At 42.3% G+C, this 20,775-nt stretch carries 22 protein-coding genes; 14 read left to right on the top strand and 8 right to left on the bottom strand.

Annotated elements, in window-relative coordinates; translation table 11 throughout:
• Positions 1-91 precede the first annotated feature (91 nt).
• The 3 genes from ACRYKC_RS07570 to ACRYKC_RS07580 all read left to right on the top strand — a co-directional run bounded on the left by ACRYKC_RS07570 (position 92) and on the right by ACRYKC_RS07580 (position 3,150).
• Complete coding sequence (locus ACRYKC_RS07570) at positions 92-1,327, top strand: argininosuccinate synthase (RefSeq protein ID WP_433806128.1); 1,236 nt, start codon at positions 92-94, stop codon at positions 1,325-1,327.
• Positions 1,320-2,696, top strand: coding sequence for an argininosuccinate lyase (gene argH / locus ACRYKC_RS07575; RefSeq protein ID WP_433806129.1), 1,377 nt, complete (start codon positions 1,320-1,322; stop codon positions 2,694-2,696). Before ACRYKC_RS07570 ends, argH begins: the two co-directional genes overlap by 8 nt.
• Before the next feature lie 127 nt (positions 2,697-2,823).
• On the top strand, positions 2,824-3,150 hold the full coding sequence (locus tag ACRYKC_RS07580) for a hypothetical protein (RefSeq protein ID WP_433806130.1): 327 nt from the start codon (positions 2,824-2,826) through the stop codon (positions 3,148-3,150).
• A gap of 103 nt (positions 3,151-3,253) precedes the next feature.
• Here the strand turns inward: ACRYKC_RS07580 and ACRYKC_RS07585 are convergent, their stop codons facing one another.
• Complete coding sequence (locus ACRYKC_RS07585; protein ID WP_433806131.1) at positions 3,254-4,441, bottom strand: M14 family metallopeptidase; 1,188 nt, start codon at positions 4,439-4,441, stop codon at positions 3,254-3,256.
• 189 nt (positions 4,442-4,630) lie between these two features.
• On the opposite strand from ACRYKC_RS07585, the gene ACRYKC_RS07590 reads away from it, so the two are divergent.
• The 7 genes from ACRYKC_RS07590 to ACRYKC_RS07620 all read left to right on the top strand — a co-directional run bounded on the left by ACRYKC_RS07590 (position 4,631) and on the right by ACRYKC_RS07620 (position 10,864).
• The gene (locus tag ACRYKC_RS07590; RefSeq protein ID WP_433806132.1) at positions 4,631-5,290 is read left to right on the top strand and encodes a peroxiredoxin; all 660 of its coding nucleotides are present in this window, start codon (positions 4,631-4,633) and stop codon (positions 5,288-5,290) included.
• 175 nt (positions 5,291-5,465) lie between these two features.
• Positions 5,466-6,641, top strand: coding sequence for a DEAD/DEAH box helicase (locus ACRYKC_RS07595; RefSeq protein WP_433806133.1), 1,176 nt, complete (start codon positions 5,466-5,468; stop codon positions 6,639-6,641).
• Between the two features lie 245 nt (positions 6,642-6,886).
• A complete protein-coding gene (locus ACRYKC_RS07600; RefSeq protein WP_433806134.1) occupies positions 6,887-7,528 on the top strand; it encodes a methyltransferase domain-containing protein in 642 nt (213 codons plus the stop codon).
• A 4-nt stretch (positions 7,529-7,532) separates the two neighbouring features.
• Positions 7,533-7,994 (top strand): S-ribosylhomocysteine lyase, encoded by a 462-nt coding sequence (locus tag ACRYKC_RS07605; protein WP_433806135.1) that lies wholly within the window; start codon positions 7,533-7,535, stop codon positions 7,992-7,994.
• A gap of 20 nt (positions 7,995-8,014) precedes the next feature.
• Complete coding sequence (locus tag ACRYKC_RS07610) at positions 8,015-8,932, top strand: PLP-dependent cysteine synthase family protein (RefSeq protein ID WP_433806136.1); 918 nt, start codon at positions 8,015-8,017, stop codon at positions 8,930-8,932.
• Between the two features lie 5 nt (positions 8,933-8,937).
• On the top strand, positions 8,938-10,074 hold the full coding sequence (locus ACRYKC_RS07615; RefSeq protein WP_433806137.1) for a bifunctional cystathionine gamma-lyase/homocysteine desulfhydrase: 1,137 nt from the start codon (positions 8,938-8,940) through the stop codon (positions 10,072-10,074).
• 100 nt (positions 10,075-10,174) lie between these two features.
• Entirely contained in the window at positions 10,175-10,864 is a 690-nt protein-coding gene (locus tag ACRYKC_RS07620) for a TraR/DksA C4-type zinc finger protein (protein WP_433806138.1), read from the top strand.
• Positions 10,865-10,920: 56 nt separating this feature from the next.
• Here ACRYKC_RS07620 and ACRYKC_RS07625 read toward each other — a convergent pair whose 3' ends face one another.
• Positions 10,921-11,280, bottom strand: coding sequence for a Lin0512 family protein (locus ACRYKC_RS07625; protein WP_433806139.1), 360 nt, complete (start codon positions 11,278-11,280; stop codon positions 10,921-10,923).
• Positions 11,281-11,541: 261 nt separating this feature from the next.
• Between ACRYKC_RS07625 and ACRYKC_RS07630 the strand changes: the two genes are divergently transcribed.
• Genes ACRYKC_RS07630 through ACRYKC_RS07640 form a run of 3 tightly spaced genes read left to right on the top strand, consistent with a single transcriptional unit; the run spans position 11,542 to position 14,092 of the window.
• Positions 11,542-12,330 (top strand): ABC transporter ATP-binding protein, encoded by a 789-nt coding sequence (locus ACRYKC_RS07630; RefSeq protein WP_433806140.1) that lies wholly within the window; start codon positions 11,542-11,544, stop codon positions 12,328-12,330.
• Positions 12,314-13,072 (top strand): ABC transporter permease, encoded by a 759-nt coding sequence (locus tag ACRYKC_RS07635; RefSeq protein ID WP_433806141.1) that lies wholly within the window; start codon positions 12,314-12,316, stop codon positions 13,070-13,072. Before ACRYKC_RS07630 ends, ACRYKC_RS07635 begins: the two co-directional genes overlap by 17 nt.
• Positions 13,073-13,090: 18 nt before the next feature.
• Complete coding sequence (locus ACRYKC_RS07640; RefSeq protein WP_433806142.1) at positions 13,091-14,092, top strand: ABC transporter substrate-binding protein; 1,002 nt, start codon at positions 13,091-13,093, stop codon at positions 14,090-14,092.
• A 33-nt stretch (positions 14,093-14,125) separates the two neighbouring features.
• Here ACRYKC_RS07640 and ACRYKC_RS07645 read toward each other — a convergent pair whose 3' ends face one another.
• Complete coding sequence (locus ACRYKC_RS07645) at positions 14,126-14,932, bottom strand: GNAT family N-acetyltransferase (protein ID WP_433806143.1); 807 nt, start codon at positions 14,930-14,932, stop codon at positions 14,126-14,128.
• Positions 14,933-15,084: 152 nt separating this feature from the next.
• On the opposite strand from ACRYKC_RS07645, the gene ACRYKC_RS07650 reads away from it, so the two are divergent.
• The gene (locus ACRYKC_RS07650) at positions 15,085-15,756 is read left to right on the top strand and encodes a DUF3298 and DUF4163 domain-containing protein (protein ID WP_433806144.1); all 672 of its coding nucleotides are present in this window, start codon (positions 15,085-15,087) and stop codon (positions 15,754-15,756) included.
• A 198-nt stretch (positions 15,757-15,954) separates the two neighbouring features.
• On the opposite strand, the gene ACRYKC_RS07655 is transcribed toward ACRYKC_RS07650, so the two are convergent.
• The 5 genes from ACRYKC_RS07655 to ACRYKC_RS07675 all read right to left on the bottom strand — a co-directional run bounded on the left by ACRYKC_RS07655 (position 15,955) and on the right by ACRYKC_RS07675 (position 20,689).
• The gene (locus tag ACRYKC_RS07655; RefSeq protein ID WP_433806145.1) at positions 15,955-16,506 is read right to left on the bottom strand and encodes a GNAT family N-acetyltransferase; all 552 of its coding nucleotides are present in this window, start codon (positions 16,504-16,506) and stop codon (positions 15,955-15,957) included.
• A 273-nt stretch (positions 16,507-16,779) separates the two neighbouring features.
• Positions 16,780-17,481, bottom strand: coding sequence for a class F sortase (locus tag ACRYKC_RS07660; RefSeq protein WP_433806146.1), 702 nt, complete (start codon positions 17,479-17,481; stop codon positions 16,780-16,782).
• Positions 17,482-17,484: 3 nt separating this feature from the next.
• Complete coding sequence (locus ACRYKC_RS07665; protein WP_433806147.1) at positions 17,485-18,279, bottom strand: DUF4397 domain-containing protein; 795 nt, start codon at positions 18,277-18,279, stop codon at positions 17,485-17,487.
• A gap of 267 nt (positions 18,280-18,546) precedes the next feature.
• Positions 18,547-19,671 carry an amidohydrolase gene (locus ACRYKC_RS07670; protein WP_433806148.1) on the bottom strand — a complete coding sequence of 375 codons (1,125 nt, stop codon included), beginning with the start codon at positions 19,669-19,671 and terminating at the stop codon, positions 18,547-18,549.
• A 112-nt stretch (positions 19,672-19,783) separates the two neighbouring features.
• Positions 19,784-20,689 (bottom strand): TIGR01777 family oxidoreductase, encoded by a 906-nt coding sequence (locus ACRYKC_RS07675; RefSeq protein ID WP_433806149.1) that lies wholly within the window; start codon positions 20,687-20,689, stop codon positions 19,784-19,786.
• Positions 20,690-20,775: the final 86 nt, after the last annotated feature.

A 20,775-nucleotide genomic window follows, 5' to 3' on the forward strand; every position in this document is an offset into this window, starting at 1 on the left:
ATTCCGAACCACTCGAATTCTAAGCCAACCCGGAGCTCTCGCCAAAATTTATAATTTACATGTTTGAGAATATATAAGGAGGCATTTTGTTATGACAAAACCAAAAGTAGTATTAGCGTATTCAGGTGGATTGGACACATCAATTTCAATTAAATGGATTCAAGAAAAATACGGATATGATGTAATTGCCCTTGGACTTGATGTAGGGGAAGGAAAAGACTTGGAAACGATTCGTCAAAAAGCGCTTGATGTTGGAGCGATTAAAGCCATCATGGTAAACGCAAAAGAGCTTTTGGCAGAGGAATACTTGATGCCTGCCCTTAAAGCGAATGCATTGTATGAAGGGAAGTATCCATTATCTTCTGCACTATCTCGTCCATTGATTTCTAAACTATTAGTGGAAGTGGCCGAACAGGAAGGCGCTGTTGCCGTTGCTCACGGTTGTACCGGAAAAGGAAATGATCAGGTGCGTTTCGAAGTTTCCATTCAAGCGCTGAATCCGAACCTTGAAGTTATTGCTCCGGTTCGTGAGTGGGGCATGACACGTGATGAGCAGATCATCTATGCAGAAGAAAAAGGTATTCCAATTCCAGTTAACTTGGAAAATCCTTTTTCCATTGATGCAAACATCTGGGGACGTGCTTGCGAAGCAGGAGTACTGGAAGATCCATGGAAGGAAGCGCCAGAAGCTGCGTACGCCTGGACGAATCCAATCGAAAAAACACCGGATACACCAGAAGTGCTTGATATCGATTTTGTAGAAGGAAAGCCTGTAGCTCTAAACGGTGAACCGATGGATCTTGTTCCATTAATTGAAAAGCTGAATGACCTTGGCGGCTTGCATGGTGTCGGACGTATCGATCACACGGAAAATCGTCTCGTCGGTATCAAATCAAGAGAGGTATACGAAAACCCAGCTGCCATGATTTTAATTAATGCGCACAAAGAGCTGGAGTTCTTAACCCTTACGCGTGAAGTTTCCCAGTACAAAGTAAATGTGGATCAACAGCTTTCTAAAATCATCTATGACGGCCTATGGTATTCACCGCTTCAACCTGCATTGTCTGCATTCGTTGAATCTACACAAAAAGTTGTAACAGGAACGGTAAAAGTGAAGTTATTCAAAGGTCACCACAACGTTATCGCGAAGAAATCTCCAGTCAGCCTTTACAACGAAGAGCTTTCCACGTATTCCAAAGAGGATGCATTCGACCACAACGCTGCTGTTGGATTCATCAAGCTTTGGGGACTTCCGACGAAAGTGCATGCCGACGTGCATAAAGGAGAGAAACTGTTAGAAAAAGCGCCGGTGAGCGCTCATGAGTAAGTTATGGGGCGGACGTTTTACAAAACCAACCAATAAGCTGGTCGAAGAGTACACCTCTTCGATCGGTTTTGATCAAAAGCTGGCTCTCCAGGATATCAAGGGGAGCCTCGCTCATGTTGAGATGCTCGGCCATTGCGGCATTATCACCGATGAAGAAAAGAATCAGATCATCAAAGGTCTGCACACGATCCAGGGAAAGATTGAAAACGGTGAAGTGGAATATTCCGTTGCTGATGAAGACATTCATATGAACATCGAAAAACTGTTAATCGAAGAGATTGGTCCAGTCGGTGGGAAGCTTCATACAGGCAGAAGCCGGAATGATCAGGTAGCCACAGATATGCATTTGTATATGCGTGAAAAAACGGAAGAACTGATTGAGCTTGTGGGGGCAGTGCAAGAAGCGCTCGTCACTCAAGCGGAAGGAAATGTAGACACAATTCTTCCAGGCTATACGCATTTACAGCGTGCCCAGCCGATATCGTTCGGTCATCATTTACTTGCGTATTTCTGGATGTTTGAACGTGACAAAGAACGCCTTCAAGACAGCTTGAAGCGTATCAACTGGTCGCCGCTTGGGGCAGCTGCCCTTGCAGGTACACCCTATGATATCGATCGTCAAATGACTGCTGATATTCTAGGCTTTGAAAAGGTATATCCGAATTCCCTAGATGCCGTGAGTGATCGTGATTTTATTCTCGAATTTTTATCCATTTCTTCTATATTAATTACACACATTTCCCGACTCTCGGAAGAGCTGATTCTTTGGAGCAGTCAGGAATTTAACTTTATTGAACTTGATGATGAATTCTGTACAGGTTCAAGCATTATGCCTCAGAAGAAAAACCCGGATGTTCCTGAACTTTTGCGCGGAAAGACCGGCAGAATCTACGGCAACCTGATGGGGCTCTTAACCTTATTGAAAGGCTTGCCGCTCGCGTATAACAAAGATATGCAAGAAGATAAAGAAGGTATGTTTGATACCGTAGATACATTGGAAGGAGCGCTCTCCCTTCTTGCCCCGATGCTTGCTTCCATGGAAGTGAAGAAAGGCGAAATGAAAACAGCCGTGAAAGAGGATTATTCGAACGCCACTGACATTGCCGATTATTTAGCTGTGAAAGGAATGCCTTTCCGTCAGGCCCATGAGGTTATTGGAAAAATCGTGCTCTATGCCATTGAGGAAGGAAAGTACCTGCTGGATCTATCTATCGGAGAGTACCAGCAGTTTTCAGAGCTTTTCGAAGAAGACATTTATGAAAAGCTTGCACCAGAACAAGTCGTGGCTGCGAGAAACAGCGAAGGCGGGACTGGGTTTAAACAAGTAGCTAATCAACTGGAACTGGCAAAAAGTCACCTTTATGAATAGAAGAAAAGGACTGAATCATACCAACGATTCAGTCCTTTTTTACATGTTATCCGCTTATCGCAACGTTTGAGATTTTGTGAAAAGGCTAATATAAAAGTACAACAAAAACTGAGAAGGATGGGGTAAAATGGCAAAACACGTGGAAGCTTTTTTCAAAAATGAAAACGACGCAGAAAGTGCAAAAGCCGAGCTGCAGAAGTTAACGATTGAAAATGAGATGGTTGAGGCGATTCCTGAGGATCGAGATTTATCTATGGTAATTCCCCTACAGAGCTCTTCAGGAACAGCAGGAGCCACAACTAATTTTGTAGGTGCTCTGGAGACCGATAATGATCCATTAAATGATCAAAAGCATTTAACACATATCCTCCATTTTCAAGTCCAGGAAGAACAATACGATCGTGCTGTTAAGATCATCGAACAACATAAAGGTCATATGGAATCCGTTAAATAAAGAAACAGATGTCTCCCGGAGGCATCTGTTCTTTTTTGTTACCAGAGGGAGCTTAAAGTGAAAGATCTGAATCATCTTCCTCACAAAACTTTTTCAAATTCCTTTACATATAAAGACTGGCGAGGAAAATACCAAGCGTTTCCTGATAAATTTCATCGAACTGGGAGAGAGGAAGCGGGTTTACGCCCTGGCCAAGTTCAACTGTGAACCCAGGTCTGCGATAAACTTTGACAAACCAATCTTTATAACCCGCATAACTATCCACATACCGGATCGGTTCATAGCCGCTCACCCGCTGAAATTCCTGCACAATTGTGAAAGCACGGGGAGGTTCCAGTCCTTCATAGCCCCAGTAAATAACTTCACCCTGTGTATGAAAGGCAAGCATCTTTTCAAATTGTCTTTTTCCTGCTAATTCAGCCATTGCCACTGCTTCTGGTTCTGTCAAAGGTTGATAGCCTGGAAAGTCTCTTGGCGCAGGTTCCTTCGGTTTCCTTGCCGCTTCAACATCCCATTTGGCTGGATATTGGTTGTTTAAATCAACACCGCGGATATTCGCTTTCCAGCCTGAGAAGTCTGTATTTCCATTATTAAATCGTAACGCTTCTTCTCCAAAACGGCCTTGCGGCGGACCATTTAAGGAGAGATCTACTCCGTCGGGGTCAACCATAGGTACAATAGAAACGGTGACTTGATCATAATAGGGGCTGACATCTAAGCCGCGAATCGTTTCTTTATTCGTCAAAGCAAGTAAGTAATCATTCAAAAATTGCATAATGACAGCTGTTGTTATCCACTCATTGGCATGAAACGCACCATTCCAGTGTACAATTTTATTGCCACGGCCAATTTGAAGCTCTGTCAGGTCTTTTCCCATAACGCTTTTCCCAATCGTTTCTGCACGGACAAAAGGATAGATTTCCGTAAGGTCGTTGAGGTCTCTTAGTAAAAGCTGATAGTCATACGGTTGATTCCCGTCTACCACTCGATAAGTGACTCGAACAGGAATGCGAATGGTCTGTCCGATCTGCAGCTGCCTGGGATTTACATTCGGATTCAAGAGAGCTAAAGCATCAACGGACAACCTTCGCTGGCTGGCAATTTTCCAAAAAGTATCTCCTTGTTGAATGGTATAGGTAGTGGTTTGATAACCGGGAATGTTAATAGTTTGGCCAATCATTAGACCAGAAGGATCCACTTGCGGGTTAGAATCTAAAATAAGCTGGAGCGGTATGTTAAAGAGGTTGGAATAATACCAGAGTGTATCTCCACTTCTTACTTGTATATTCAATGGATGATAGCCTCCTCCTAGTTGATCTCTTACATATATATGGGGAATGAAACGTTGTCATGAGAAACAAAGGAAGGAATTTATTGGATATGACTTTAGATTCATTCTTAACATTTTCAGGATTAATCTATTTTTCACGTGGTACGAGTACCTATGAGAGTATTTCAATATCAACAAGGAGGATGAAACATGGAACAGACAGAAACGAAGCAAGAGCAATATACCATGCCAAGAATTGGCGATGATGCTCCATCATTTGAGGCAGCGACCAGTCAAGGAAATATTAAACTGAAGGACTATAAAGGCAAGTGGCTTGTACTCTTTTCCCACCCATCTGACTTTACGCCTGTATGTACGACTGAATTTGTGGGGTTCCAGGAAATCTATCCAGAGTTGAAAGAATTGAACACAGAATTGCTTGGATTGAGTGTGGATAGTGTACCATCCCATATCGCATGGATCCGAAGCATTGAAGAAAACTTCAATACGAACATTGAATTTCCAGTCATCGCTGATCTCGATAAACAAGTAGCGATGAAGTACGGAATGATTATGCCAGGCGAAAGCCAGGTGGAGACAAGTCGCGCTGTTTTTGTCATCGATGACAAACAAAAAATCCGTTCAATCATCTATTATCCATTGACAACAGGCCGGAACATGCAGGAAATCCTTCGTCTTGTAAAAGCCCTGCAAACGACAGATAAACACGGAGTCGCTACACCCGCTAACTGGACAGAAGGCGACAAAGCTGTCGTATCACCGCCGAAGTCGCAGGAAGAAGCCGCTGCACGTGCTGAAGAAGAAGGCATTGAATACATCGACTGGTACATTTCTAAAAAAGATGTGTAATGTAGGAAGACTGTCTGGATTCCAGGCAGTCTTTTTTCGTGTAGGGAGTTAGATGAGGGGGAGATAGACTAGTTATTTAAGAATTCTTTCGCTCTATTTGTATACTTCCGTACATAAGTGTACACAATCCTGTATAATTGCAAGGCATAGTCTAATTAGGAAGAAGGGAATTACAATGAATCCTTCATTTGAAGAAATAGGAGTATCTCCTGTTCTTATAGAAAAATTGAAGCATCAAGGAATCGCCACGCCAACACCTGTTCAGGGACAAGCCATTCCTTTAGTGAAAAAAGGTCATGACGTTATTGCCCAGGCGCAGACAGGGACAGGTAAGACGTTTGCTTTTGTGGTGCCGATATTAGAAAAAGTCGATCCAGCCAAAGATTACGTACAAGGCTTGATAGTTACGCCAACGAGAGAACTTGCTCTGCAAATTACCCGCGAAGTAGAAAAGCTAAAGCCAGAAGCTGTCCAAGTTTTAGCTGTCTATGGAGGCCAGGATGTCGCAAAACAAGCCCACCGATTAAACGGGAAGGCCCACATTGTTATTGCAACACCAGGCCGGCTCTTAGATCACATGAGAAGGGAGACCGTCTCTTTAGATGCGGCACAGCAAGTTGTTTTAGATGAAGCAGATCAAATGCTGGAAGCCGGCTTTCTGCCTGATGTCCAGGAGATCTTAAAAAAGACACCTGAAGATAGACAAACCTTGCTTTTCTCTGCAACGATTACCCACCAAGTCCAGTCTCTTGCGAAAAAATTCCTGCGTGAACCGAAACGAGTGACAGTGAAAGCGGAACAAGTCACTTTAACTGGAATTAAGCAGATGGTGTATGAAACAACAGACAGGGCGAAACAAGATACGTTGATTACAATTATGAGCGAGCACCGTCCGTTTCTTGCCGTGATCTTCTGCCGGACGAAACGAAGAGCAAAGAAACTAAACGAAGCCCTCGTTAGCCGCGGCTTTGAATCAGATGAGCTCCACGGAGATCTATCTCAAGCAAAACGGGAAAAGGTCATGCAGCGTTTCCGCGAAGCAAAGATCCAGTATCTTGTTGCAACCGATGTCGCAGCCAGAGGTCTCGACGTAGAAGGTGTGACCCACGTTTTTAACTATGATATTCCTCAAGACCCGGAGAGCTACATCCATAGGATAGGCAGAACGGGACGAGCAGGAGGAAAAGGATTAGCGATTACATTCGCCGCTCCAAAAGATAAACAAGCCCTTCGCGATATTGAAAAATTAATACAGCAGAAACTTGAGCGTCGTTCACTAGAGACCCTCTCTCCTGGAAAAAGGGATGAAGAACCTGTTGAACAGAAACGTCCAAGACGTCGCAGGAAATAGAAAAGGCAAAGGGAGTTCCCTTTGCCTTTTTCGCTGATAAATCCCGACTTTCGCTGATAAATCCCGACTTTCGCTGATAAATCCCGACTTTCGCTGATAAACCGCGCCACAATAGGCAAACCCATTCACTTTTCCAAAAATAGGTCATAATCTATACCATTGAGGTTTGTAATGAAATATGATACATTATACATGTAATTCCTAGTTAATTGATAGGAATTATAAATATTAAGGGGTTGAACCAAATGGGTGTAGAGTTTGTTGACCTTTTTGATAAATGGGCGAGTTCCTATGACGATACGGTTTCTGGGAACGATCCGGAGTACCGTGAAGTTTTTGAAGGATATGAAGAGATGCTTGAAAAACTAGCGGAATTATCGATATCTCCTGTCATGGAGTTCGGAGTAGGAACAGCGAATCTGACGAGGAAAATCATCAATCAGAATAAAGTCGTTTTCGGCATTGAGCCTTCAAAGGAGATGCGCCGAATTGCCAACGTCAAATGCCCGGAAGCAGCGATTTATGACGGGGATTTTATAGACTACCCGCAATTGCTGACACCGATCAGGTCAATTATCAGCTCGTTTGCTTTTCATCATTTAACTACGGATGAAAAGAAGCTGGCGATCGAGAAATACCAACAACAATTAGAGCCCGATGGACAGGTGATCTTCATTGATACCTTGTTCAAGGATGAAGCTCATAAACAGCAGTTGATTAAAGATGCCGAAAAAGCTGGATTTTTAAATTTAGCGCAAGATTTGCAGGAAGAATACTATGCGTATCTCGAAGAACTAAGAGAGGTGTTTTTAGAGCATGGATTTGAGGTATCTTTTAAACAACTGAACAAATACGCCTGGCTGATCCAGGCAAAAAAAGGAGAATGATGGCATGACACAAATGAACGTTGAAAGCTTTAACTTAGACCATACGAAAGTCAAGGCTCCGTACGTACGTCTTGTAGGTGTAACTGAGGGAAATAAAGGCGACAAAATTTATAAATACGATCTTCGAATTAAGCAGCCGAACAAAGAGCATATGGATATGCCTGCTCTTCACTCTCTTGAGCACTTGATGGCTGAAAACAGTCGTAACCATCATGATCGTATCGTTGACATTGGCCCTATGGGCTGCCAGACAGGCTTTTATATTGCAATCTTAAATGATGACAGCTACGACAACGTTCTTGATGTCATCGAAAAGACACTGAACGATGTTCTTGAGGCAGATGAAGTACCAGCCTGCAACGAAGTTCAGTGTGGTTTTGCGGCAAGCCACAGCTTAGAAGGAGCTCAAGAGCTTGCGCGTGAACTTCTGAATAAGCGCGATGAATGGACGGAAGTTTTCCAATAAAATCGGAGGGTGAGAATGCGATGAGTTTCGTAAAAGATGTCCAATCTTTGATCGGTCATACGCCTATGATCGAACTCACTCATTCAGAAATCCCGAATCAAGCACGAATCTTTGCCAAGCTTGAATTCATGAACCCAGGCGGTAGCATCAAAGACCGGCTGGGTTTAAAACTGATTGAGGACGCATTAAATCGAAACATGCTGCAGCCCGGTGGAACGCTGATTGAGCCGACGGCTGGGAACACGGGGATTGGCATAGCTTTGGCTGCAGTCGGACGAGGCTTTAAAGTGATTTTCGTTACGCCTGAAAAATTCAGTCAGGAAAAGCAGAAACTGATGCGAGCTCTTGGAGCGACGGTCATCAACACGCCGACTGAAAAAGGTATGAAAGGTGCAATCAAAAAAGCGGAAGAGCTGTGTAAAGAAATTCCTAATTCTTTCAGTCCCCAGCAATTCAATAATCAAGCCAATCCGGATGCGTATTATGAAACACTCGGTCCGGAGATTTACAGTGATCTTAATGAGGAAATTGATATCTTTATTGCCGGAGCGGGAACGGGTGGTACGTTTATGGGAACATCCCGTTATTTGAAAGAACAAAATAAGGATATAAAGACTGTGATTGTTGAGCCTGAGGGATCGATATTGAATGGCGGAAAGCCAGGACCGCATAAGACAGAAGGTATCGGAATGGAATTTTTGCCGTTTTATATGGATCCTTCCTATTTTGATGCCATTCACACAGTTTCAGATGAGATCGCTTTTCAACGAGTAAAAGAACTGGCTTTGAATGAAGGATTACTAGTCGCAAGTTCATCAGGCGCTGCGTTTGAAGCGGCTCTAAGGGAAGCAAAACAAGCAAAGCCAGGAGCTAAGATTGTTACAATTTTTCCAGATAGCAGTGAAAGGTATTTGAGTCAAGGTATATATGAGGAGTGAATGCTATGAGAAAGAAAACACAACTGATCCATGGTGGAATAACCGGAGATGAAAAGACGGGTGCCGTATCGGTGCCGATCTATCAAGTAAGCACGTATGCCCAGGATGGTGTGGGAAAGCACCGTGGGTATGAATATTCCAGAACGGGAAATCCGACTCGTTTTGCATTAGAAGAGCTGATTAAGGATTTAGAAGGCGGACACCGCGGATTTGCCTTCGGTTCCGGCATGGCGGCAATTACAGCAGTACTCATGACATTTAACCATGGCGACCACGTTATTTTTACCGATGATGTTTACGGTGGAACGTATCGCCTTGTATCAAAAGTCATTAACCGCTTCGGTCTTGAAGCAAGTTTCGTTGATACGAGCGATATAGAAAATATCGAAAATGCGATTACAGCTAGAACGAAGGCGATATACGTAGAAACACCGACAAATCCATTACTCAAGATTACGGATTTGGAAAAAGTATCAGAGCTCGCCAAATCGAAAGACTTAATGTTCATTGTTGATAACACGTTCAGTACGCCTTACTGGCAAAACCCGATAGAATTTGGTGCCGATATTGTCCTTCATAGTGCCACGAAATACCTTGGCGGTCATAGTGATGTCGTCGCGGGACTTGTCGTGGTCAATTCTGAAGAACTGGCAGAGGATGTTCACTTTGTGCTGAACTCTTCGGGAGGAATTTTAGGACCACAGGACTCCTGGTTATTGATGCGCGGAATCAAAACCCTCGGTATCCGCATGGAAGAAATCGAAGAAAACACCCGTCAATTTGTCGAGTTTCTTGAAGATCTGCCTGAAGTGACGAACATTTACTATCCAGGTCTGGAAGCCCATAAAGGAAGCGATGTTCATCAAAATCAAGCACGCGGAAACGGCGGTATGATTTCTTTTGATGTAGGAAGCGGCGAAAAAGCGGATCAAGTTTTGCGTAACGTACGCTATTTCACCTTGGCTGAAAGCCTTGGCGCTGTCGAAAGCCTTATTTCTGTTCCAGCGATGATGACACATGCTTCAATTCCAAAAGAACGTCGGGCTGAGCTTGGCATCACAGATGGTCTTGTCCGTGTTTCCATCGGATTAGAAGACGTTGAGGATTTGAAGGAAGATTTCTTACAGGCACTAAGGAAATAAGTGAAGAAAGGAGCGTTCTCTTTATGAGAGCGTTCCTTTTTGTATAGTGTCTATTCCATGAGCCACACTAAAGAAGAATATCAAATAGGAGTGGAACATCATGGATTATACTCACTATAAAAAACAACTAGAAGAAAGAAAGCGCGAAATAGAGGAACGACTAATCAAGCAAGGAAACTTTGGTATGGAGCGAGGCTTGGCAAGCGATATGGCCTCTGGTGAGCTGTCACAGTATGATAACCATCCGGCTGATTCTGGGACGGAACTGTATGAGCGCGAAAAGGATATCGCGCTGCTTGGACATTTGAAAGAAGAACTGTCTGACATTCAGTATTCTTTGAATCAAATGAAAAAAGGAACTTACGGTATATGTGAAAAAACAGGTCAGCCAATCTCTGATGAGCGCCTGGAAGCTCTTCCAACAGCAAGAACCGTTGCTGAAGCATCACCAAACCAGGACGTGTCAACGGATCATCCAATAGAGGAAGAAGTACTAAGTGAATTAGAGGACAACTATGGCCGCGATACAGATGATCCCCAGTACAATGAGCAAAATGCCTATGAACAGGTGGCTTCATTTAATCAGACAAGTATGACCTATGACGGGTCATCCAATATGGATAGTGAAGATGGTGTAGGATACGTCGAACAGTTCGAACCATTCGTCTCAACAGATATGAATGGATATACCGGAGCCGACGATGTAAAATTTGAACGAAACGTTCACTATGATAAGTATATGGATCATATGGATGAAGCCGAAGAGGATGAATCTGATTCAGCCTACTAAAACACTCTAATGACAAAAGAAAAAGGGCAGCCTATCAGGCCGCCCTTTTTTAATCTTTAATAGCCTACTTCCACAGAGGCATTGACGATATACATTTGGTCGTTATCATCATTATGATCTTCCAGCACGATTCCACTCGTTGTTCTCATGCCGCCATCATGAACCTCCACATTGACTTCCCCGTAAGGAATGACTTTTTCAATTTCTTCATATTTAATTTGATCGTGATCAAAAGGTACTGCCAATTTGACGTTTACTTTCATATTATCAAGAGAATTTTCAGGAAGGGCCGCCTTAATTCCAGGCATTGAATTGTTTTGAATCGCATTTTTCACGGCGCGTACGGAAGCTTTCGTAATGTTTTGCCCGTGTACGTCAGTGCCCATTCCTGTTTGAATAAAGATTAGTCGATCCATTTCTATCCCATCCTTTCTTATAATGTGTTTATCACGTAACCCCTCATTTTAAAACTATAATTTAAAAATGCTCCAAAAGGATTAAGCGCTTCCACCCAGTCTGGGCCTATGCGGAATTTTTCTTAAGGAATTCAAGGATTTGCACTGTCAAAAAGAATCTCCGATTTTAAGTTGACACACTATTTCGAATGTATGTATAATTTATTACTATACTCAAAACATACTATTTTTATAGGAATTATGGTAATAAGGATGATGACCTTGTTTTTACAGATGGATAAAATCGGTAAGACGTTTAATGACAAAGAAGAAGGCAGATTTGAAGTCTTTTCAGATATTGATCTTACAGTCGAAGAAAACCAATTCGTTTCGCTTCTTGGACCTTCAGGATGTGGAAAATCTACACTGCTTTCGATGGTCGCAGGACTTGAAACGGTAACAGAAGGCTCCATCAAGTTAGAAGGCGAAGAAATCAAGAAAGCTGGACCTGATCGAGGTATGGTGTTTCAGGAAGCTTCCCTGTTTCCTTGGCTGAATGTAAAAGAAAATGTTATGTTTCCTTTAAAACAGCAGTTATCCAAGCAAGAAGCATCGAAGCGGGCGGATCAATTTTTACAAATGGTTCATCTTAGCCGTTTTAAAGAAAATTATACTCATGAACTCTCAGGTGGTATGCAGCAGCGGGTGGCAATAGCGAGGGCACTTGCGATGGATCCAAAAGTGCTTTTGATGGATGAACCATTCGGTGCTTTAGATGAGCAGACGAGGCACATTCTTCACGAAGAACTAATGAAGATCTGGCAGGAAACGAAAAAAACGATTCTGTTTGTTACGCATAGTATTCAAGAAGCAATTAAATTATCTGATCGAGTCATTGTCATGGGAACACGTCCAGGAAAAATTATCGCTGACTTCAAAATCGATGTTCCTAGACCGAGAAAACGGGATGATGATCGGGTGATTGAACTAGAGAAGAAAGTCATGAACCTTCTCGAAGGTGAGATCAATAAAGTGTTGAAGGAAGAGCTGAGTCATGAAGGTAGTCATTAAAAGAATTTTATTTTTAGTTGTTATACTCGGGATTTGGCAGTTGGTTTTTACCGCCAACATTTTTGAAGATATCGTTTTTCCATCACCTATAAAAGTAGCTGGTGCGCTGTATGAAGGTTTTTCAAGCGGGGATTTAATTAAGGCGCTTGGCGCAAGCTTTAAGCATTTATTCAGCGGTCTCTCATTAGCGATTCTTTTTGGTACAACAATTGGTGTCATTCTTGGAAAATCAAAGCAAGCTGATGAAACAGCGGGCATGTACTTAATCGCTCTTCAAAGTATACCAAGTATCGTCTGGGTGCCGCTTGCGATCATGCTATTTGGATTTTCTGAGTTTGCTGTTGTATTCGTCGTAGTGCTCGGTGGTACATTCGTCATGGCGCTGAATGTGAGATCTGCAATCCATAGTGTACCCCCACAGTTAGTGAGAGCGGCAAGGACCATGGGGACGAACGGAGTTCCTCTTTTTTTCAGGGTAGAGGTGCCGTCTAGTGTTCCTTATTTTATCACGGGCATCCGGCTAGCATGGGCCTTCAGCTGGCGAGCACTTATGGCTGGTGAACTTTTAAGTAACGGTCCCGGACTAGGATACTCGCTCCGTTATGCACAGGATTACGCTCGAATGGATCAAGTGATTGGAATCATTATCATTATCGGTGTCATTGGTGCGATCGTCGACCAAATCGTTTTCTCGAAGTTAGAAAAGAATGTTATGAAGCGTTGGGGATTATTAAAAACATAGGATGGGAGATGAGGTTAAATGAAAAAAATCTTTTATGGAATGGTAATCTTAGCGATGAGTCTGTTCCTTTCTGCATGTGGTGAAAGTGCTGGCGCAGGTTCCAATGGGGAAGGTGCGAAAGAAATTACGATCGGTTATTTTCCAAACATTAACCACGTAGCTGGAATGGTGGCTGAAGAGAAAGATTTATATACAGAAACATTGCCTGATGGAACAAAAGTGAACTACCAGTATTTCCCTGATGGTTCTTCTTTTATGACGGCTATTGAAACTGGAGATATCCAGGGAGGGCTTGTCGGACCAGGACCTGCGATGAACCACTTTACAAGCGGTGCAAAAATTAATGTTGTTGCAGCTGGATCAACAGGTGGCACAGTTATTATGGCTAGAAACGGAGCGAATATTGAGTCACCGAAAGATATGGCTGGAAAAACTTTCATCTCACCTCGAGTTGGGTGCACACATGATGTACAGTTTGAAACGATGATGAAAGAAGAATACGGTATTACTTCCGACCGTATCGGTGGAAAGATGAAGCACGTGACAGGGAAACCAGCGACATACGCAAGTCTTTTTGAAACAGGAAAAGTTGATGTTGCAACAGTTCCTGAACCATGGGCTTCTTCCATTGAAGCGGAAGGAAATGGGGAAGTGCTAGTGGATACACCAAACGTAGCCTACGGTGAAACATTGCCTGCGGCTGTATTTGTAACTTCTCAGGATCTTGTGAAAAACAACCCGGAAATGGTTCAGAACATCGTCGATGCTCATAAACAAGCAACTGAATTTATTCAGGAAAACCCTGAAGAAGCAAAACAGATTGCGACTAAGAAAATTAAAGACATCACAGATCAAGAGTTGTCTCAAGAAGTCATCGACAATGCTTGGGATCGTATCGAATTCACTTATGATGTGGAAGAGAAGCACTTGCAGGACTTTGCAAACTCCTCCTATGACCTTGGTTTCTTAAAAGAAAAACCAGATCTTACAGGTCTAGTCGATAAGAGCTTTATTGAATAATAAGAAAAGGTGCCTTTCAAAAAGGCACCTTTTTTATGCTTTCTGATGGACAGGCTCGAAGATGTGCATCATCCATTTGCCAATGTCTTCAAAGCCAATTCGTTTATAAATGCTTCCTGCTGCTGGATTATCATAAAACAGACAAAGCATTCTTCCTTCAGATAAGAGTTCCTCACAAAGTTTTGTCATACATAGGCTGGCAAACCCGCGCTGTGTATAATTCACATCTGTACAAACTCCCACCACTATAGCAGATTTTGAGTTCTCTGCTGTAGTGGAAGCAGAAGAGACAATTTTACCGTCCCGTTCAAGATAAAATGTGCGGGAAGAACCATTCTGCATTCCTTTTCTCAAACCGTCAGCTCTCGTGCTGTCCGGTTCAAATTCTGAAATACTGTCCTGTAAGGCAACAATCTTTGGCACATCCGAGATCTTCGCAAGACGCACGTCTGAAACGTCGGGTGTAGTTTCCATTGTTTTTTCACATTTCGCATAGTAAAGAGTTCGAGTTTTTAATGAAGGGCGCTTGATGTAAGGGAGAATTTTTTCAGTCATTTCCTCTAGCCCTGAAAGCTCTTTGAATTCAGGGTCATTGTTGATAATTTCTGCAAATCCTTCAGCATCAAATTCCTGTTCCGCATAACAGATGTAGTTGCTGCGGTATTTTAGTAAGATGGCAATGAGTTCATCTTGTTCGTTGAACTCTCCCCAGAGTTTTTGGAAATCCTGCTCATAACCAAAATTCTCAATGTCCCCAATGATAAACAGGTTTTCAGCAGGTTTCTTCGATAAAAGGTTTTGACATGCTGGGTCATCCCTCTGATTTAGTCTGCGAATCATAAGCTCCCCCCCTTAGATAAAATTTCATTTATTGTAACAAAATTTTCCTCATTTACAATCCCTTTTTTAAAAAAAATTTTTAACAATATTTTTGATTCCTTCCTTTAGTTTTAATTAATTGGGTCAAACTAAGGAAACAGGAGGGATTAGCATTGAGATTATTGTTGATCGCTATTATAAGCTTCCTTTTATTTAATCAGGGTGGCTTAGTGCATGCGGAAAGTCTTTACCAAATCAGACATAAAGATCAAATTACACAAGACTGGGAAATACACGCAGATTACCCACTGTTTGACCATCTTGAAAATAAAGAACTTCAAGAGAAAGTGAATATGAAAATCGTTTTAAAGCTGAAAAATACACTTAGAAGTGTGCAGAGAGAAGCCAGTGAAGTAATGGGATTTCCGATTCTTTATTATGAGGAATCCTCTGTTTTTAAGAATAAAGAATTTTATTCGGTAGTGATGACCACGAATATTTCCAAAGGGGATCAGTACCATTCAAGAGTAACATCTATAAACTTTTCTGATGAGCCAGGCGGAGAGATCCATTCATTAAAAGATTACGTGCACATGGATCGTTTGAATAAAGAGGTAAAAGCTCAAATGGCGCAAGATAAGGATACTTTTAACTTACAAAATTTTACGGAAGTAAGGGAAGATACTGCGTTCTACGTCAATGAAGGAAAATTGGTGTTAGTCTTTAACAAATATGAAGTTGCAGCAGGTGTACATGGTACGCCGGAAATTGAAGTCTCTTTAGAAAAAGTGAAGAAAAAGGAAAAAACGGATAAGACTTATGCCCCGATTCTACCGATCGTTTAATTTATCCACAGTCACACTTGCTCACTATAAAGGGGGAAAGTAGGTTATAAACACTATCCACATTTTAATGGTGGCTAGTTATTAACACATCTAGAAAATGTTAATCCCCATATCTCTAGCCGTCTTTAAGGGTTATGCACACTGTGCACAACCCTGTGGATAAATGTTAATAACAATGAAAAAGCATAAGCGTATCGCTTATGCTTCCATTGCTTCTTCATTTTGTTCTTGCTCTCCGTAATAATGGAACATATATTGTTCTTTTGTAATGACAAATAGATCATAAACATCTTCATTTCGATTCACCCAGGAGAGAATTTCAGGATAAGCCTCATTAGCAGCTGAAACATAGGGGATTTTAAGCGCAGCTTTCATCGATCGCTGATTAGTTCGGCGAATTTTCATGAAGATGGCTTCAATATCCAAATGGAAAAATAACTCTTCAAAAAATGCCTCTTTAGCAGGTTGATTGTAGCCTTTTCCAAAGTAAGGCTGGCCAATCCACGTGGCTAAAAACCCTTTACCTTCCTGCACATCAAACAAGTTGATTGTTCCGATCGGCTGTCCCCACTCATCAAGGATGGTACGTGAAATTAATTCACCCCGATCTTCTGCTTCTATGGTCTGCTTAGTAATGAAGTAAAACTCGTCAGAGGACGCAGCCTTATGACGGACGTACGGAAAAACTTCTGGGTGGCTCATTAACTCGTAGAGAACCGGGGCGTCATGTAAATCACGCTTTTTTAGCATAAAAAATCCCTCCTTGATTTGGGGAGGGTGACTCAAACACACAAGAAGGCAAATGATGCCGACTAGTTGGTTCGTACCACCCTCGAATTTTTATCAATTGCTCACAAAAATTCGGGGTGGGAATCGAACCCACTAGAACCAGTTCATCTAACTGGTGGCGCACCATTTGCCTTCCCTATACCATAATCTTATACAGCAGCATCTATCTTTATCATAATCGAATTCAGAAAAAATGTGAATAAAAAAATTACTCATTTTTACTAGAATTTTTTTCTATTGCTGCTCTTTTAATTCCGTATAAACAGCAAGGCGTTCGGTATATCCTTGAGCCTCATTATCATAAGGTCCCGTACATGTTATTAGATTTAAAGACCTTTTGTTTGTTGGACCAAAAAGTTTTCGAAGTGGAGCGTCATCGACTGGATAAGCAACTACTTGCTGAACGGTGAACGTAAGGGTCTTTCCGTCTTGACCATGAACTACAATATCGTCTCCAGCTTTTAAATCTTTCAAATCATAAAAGACAGCTGGACCATACTGTCCGTCTACATGTCCAGCTATAACAGAATTTCCTGTCTTGCCGGGTTTTGTTCCTGGCTCAAACCAACCGACGTCCGTTACACTGTCAGGAACGGCCATCCCACCTTCTTTTGTATATCCTTGAGGCTGGATGGGCGCATCTACTTCTATCGATGGAATCTCTAGTCTAACAGGAGTGATTCCTTTTGCTTCATCGTTCTCAACAATGGTGCCTGAAGTGTAATTCTTTTTAATTGGGGTGGTTTCTATTGAATCCTTAGTGTCTGAAAAAACAGGCTCGGTTTCAGGGTTATCTTGGGTTTCCGTAGTAGTTGTTTGTGCTTCTGGTGAAGATGAAAGAACCCTGGCTTCCTCGAGAGGTCCATCATCAAGCAGTTGAAAGCTTACGATAAATACGAGGAAGCCAAGGAGGATTGGATATACAAATCGATTCATTGTTTATGCTTCAGAACGTTTACGGAAAACCATAAAGCCAGCACCCATGGCTACTACACCAAGAATAGCTGCATAAAACATTGCATTAGAAGCATTTGTTCCGCCAAATCCTGTTTCAGGCATGGAAGAAGGCATTGCTGCTGAGTCTTCTAGAAGAAGTACTTCTGGGCTATCTGCAGTTCCTACAGCAAAAGCACTATAAACTTTTCCTTCTTCAAGCGTTGTACCTGAAAGGTCGATCAACTGTGTTCCATCTGTCGTACGAACTTCCAGGTCGTAGGTTCCTGGTTCTAGTTCTTTATAGTCAGTGACCATTGGGAATTCAGCACCTGAGAATAACGCGTCTCCACCAATTGGTCCTACATCAACGGCAGGAGCTCCAGGGATGAAGTGGCCAACACGAACTTTCGCCATTCCTTCACTTGCCTCCATGGAATCCTGGATCGCTTTTAATTGAAGGTTTTCTAAGTTATCAATCGCTGCGGCAGTATAGGCCATTCCAGCTTCAACGTTAACGTTTGCAGATAATACGGGATCTGCTTCACCTTCTGTACCCGCAGCATAGATTTCTACTGTATGTTCTCCAGCAGGTAATTCCATGTAATCGGTAGCTGCTTTAAATTCAGCACCTTCGACGACAGCTTCTCCATTAACATACACATCAACGGCCGGAGCATCAGGGGAGGCATGAAGCACACGAACTTTCGCCATATCCTTGTGGTTATCAGCAAAAGCGACTGGTGCGAATACTCCTAGGACTAAAACGATAGCAGCTAACGAGGATAATAATTTTTTCATGTTTCCACTCCTTAAAATTTTTTTATGTGACAATTGCCGAAGGTGTATGTTTCGACAATCTTTACCAAAAAACAGAGGGAGAAAACTGAATCTTATAATATTTTCGCGAAAAATATTATATAAAGGTTGTACAACCCTTGTACATTTATAATATACACGTATTATTTAGATTTCAAACTTTTAAATGGGCTGAATGTGCTCCATCGAAATTCTTCGTTTTTTTCCATAAAAAAACACCGATAGAATTATCGGTGTAATAATGCAATACTATTCTTGATAACAAACCATTTTACCGTCAATCATTGTCCAAACGGGTTTAGACATGAATTCAAACGGGTGGCCACTCCAAAGCACGAGATCAGCATCTTTACCTTTTTCAATTGACCCCACTCGATCATCAACACCGAGATTCTTAGCGGGAATAATTGTAATTCCGCGAAGAGCATCTTCAATCTCCATACCTTCACGTGCGGCTAATGCTGCACATATATTTAAGTATTGGATAGGTGTATAAGGGTGGTCTGTTGTTATGGAGACTTTGATTCCATGCTCGTGCAAAATATTATAGGTCTGCCACGTTTTGTTACGTAGTTCGATTTTTGATGCCCTAGTAAACGTTGGGCCCACAGATACTTGCAAGTTTCTTGAAGCAAGATGGTCAACAATAAGGTGCCCTTCTGTACAGTGCTCAATGCGTAAGTCTAGATCAAATTCATCGGCAAATCGAATGGCTGTAATGATGTCGTCTGCTCGGTGGGCATGTATACGAACTGGGATTTCCTTGTTCAAGGCTTGTATAATAGGTCTGACTCTAAGCTGGTCCGGATCAGGATTTTTCATTGCGGCATAAAACGTTTCTCTTAAGGTCCCCATAATTCCTAACCGTGTGATTGAAGCATCTTTAGACTGAGAATGGACACGTTTAGGATTTTCACCCAGGGCCATCTTTAACCCTGCAGTTTCTTTCAAAACCATATCAGTGATGGAATGACCAATCGTCTTTATAACCGAAGTTGTTCCTCCGATAATGTTTGCACTTCCCGGCATGATATGAGCGGATGTCACTCCTGCTTTTCTAGCATTAAAAAATGCGGGATCAAGGGGGTGAGCACCGTCAATAGCTCTTAAATGGGGCGTAATGGCTTCGATGGTTTCATTGGCATCACTTCCAGCCCAGCCTGTTCCTTCATCATACAACCCTAAATGAGTATGAACATCGATGAAGCCAGGAAAGAGATCATTTCCTTTTCCATCTATATACTCTGCTTGTTCCGGTAACGAAATATCTTTCCCATAATCAAATATTTTCCCATCAGCAATATGCACTTTTCCGTTTTTGATGGAAGGAGAAGTGATGGGATGGATCGTAACATTGGTAATGACGGTATTCATTGAACATACAGCCCTTCAAATAATGGATTACTATTATTATACTGGATTTTTATTACTTGGAGCATAGAAGAACGAAGCTTTAGAGAAAAAAACTTCGTCCTTTTGCGCAAACTTATTTAGTTAATATTGATTCTAATGCAGGTTTCAATTCAGGGTATTTGAAATGATAACCGTAGGCGATCGCTTTTTTAGGTATGACAGATTGCCCATCTAATAGCAGCGTACTCATTTCTCCGAGAGCCGTTTTTAAAGCGAAAGCTGGGGCCGGAATCCAATGGGGTCGATTGAGCACATCTCCAAGGATCTCCCCGAAATCTTTGTTCCGTTTTGGATTAGGGGCGGTACCATTCATTGGCCCTTCGACCTCTTTATGATGAATGGCAAAATCAATTAAACCGACCACATCATCGATATGAACCCAGGACATCCACTGTTCACCAGATCCAAGATTTCCCCCGATCATAAATTTGTAAGGAAGAATCATTTTCGGCAATGCACCTTCTTCACCAAGGATGATCCCGAACCGTACATAAACGGTCCGAACCCCTTTCTCAGCTGCTTTGGAGGCTCGCTCTTCCCATTCATATACGACATTGCCCAGGAAATTGTGGGCGGCTTCAGTTGTTTCTTCTGTGAAGGTTTTTGTTTTAGAATTACCATAAAAGCCGACAGCAGAAGCGTTAACAAGCACTTGAGGCTTCTCAGGAAGGCGGTCAATCAGCTCGATCACACCTTCTGTAGCCTGAATGCGGCTATTCAAAATAGAACGTTTTCTTTCCTCTGTCCACCTGCCGCTGTTCAGCGATTCACCTGCTAAATTGACGATCGCCTGTATCGCCGGTAAGTGTTCTTCAGGGTGGTAATCATCTTTAAGCCATCCGACATACGTGACCGAGTCGGTATCCTCGTGTTTCTCTGGACTCCTCGTCAATATGTAGACATGGTGGCCCTCACTCGTTAGCTGTTTTGTGAGCTGGCCTCCTACAAAACCTGTTCCTCCTGTAACTACAATGTTCATTTAGAGCGCCTCCTTCATATTTGGTAATTTACATTATTTTACTCTATACAAACCGAAAATGCGATTCGCACCTATAACGTCATCGT

The organism is Halobacillus sp. A1-3 (assembly GCF_050971765.1).
Classification (GTDB): Bacteria; Bacillota; Bacilli; order Bacillales; family Halobacillaceae; genus Halobacillus; species Halobacillus mangrovi_B.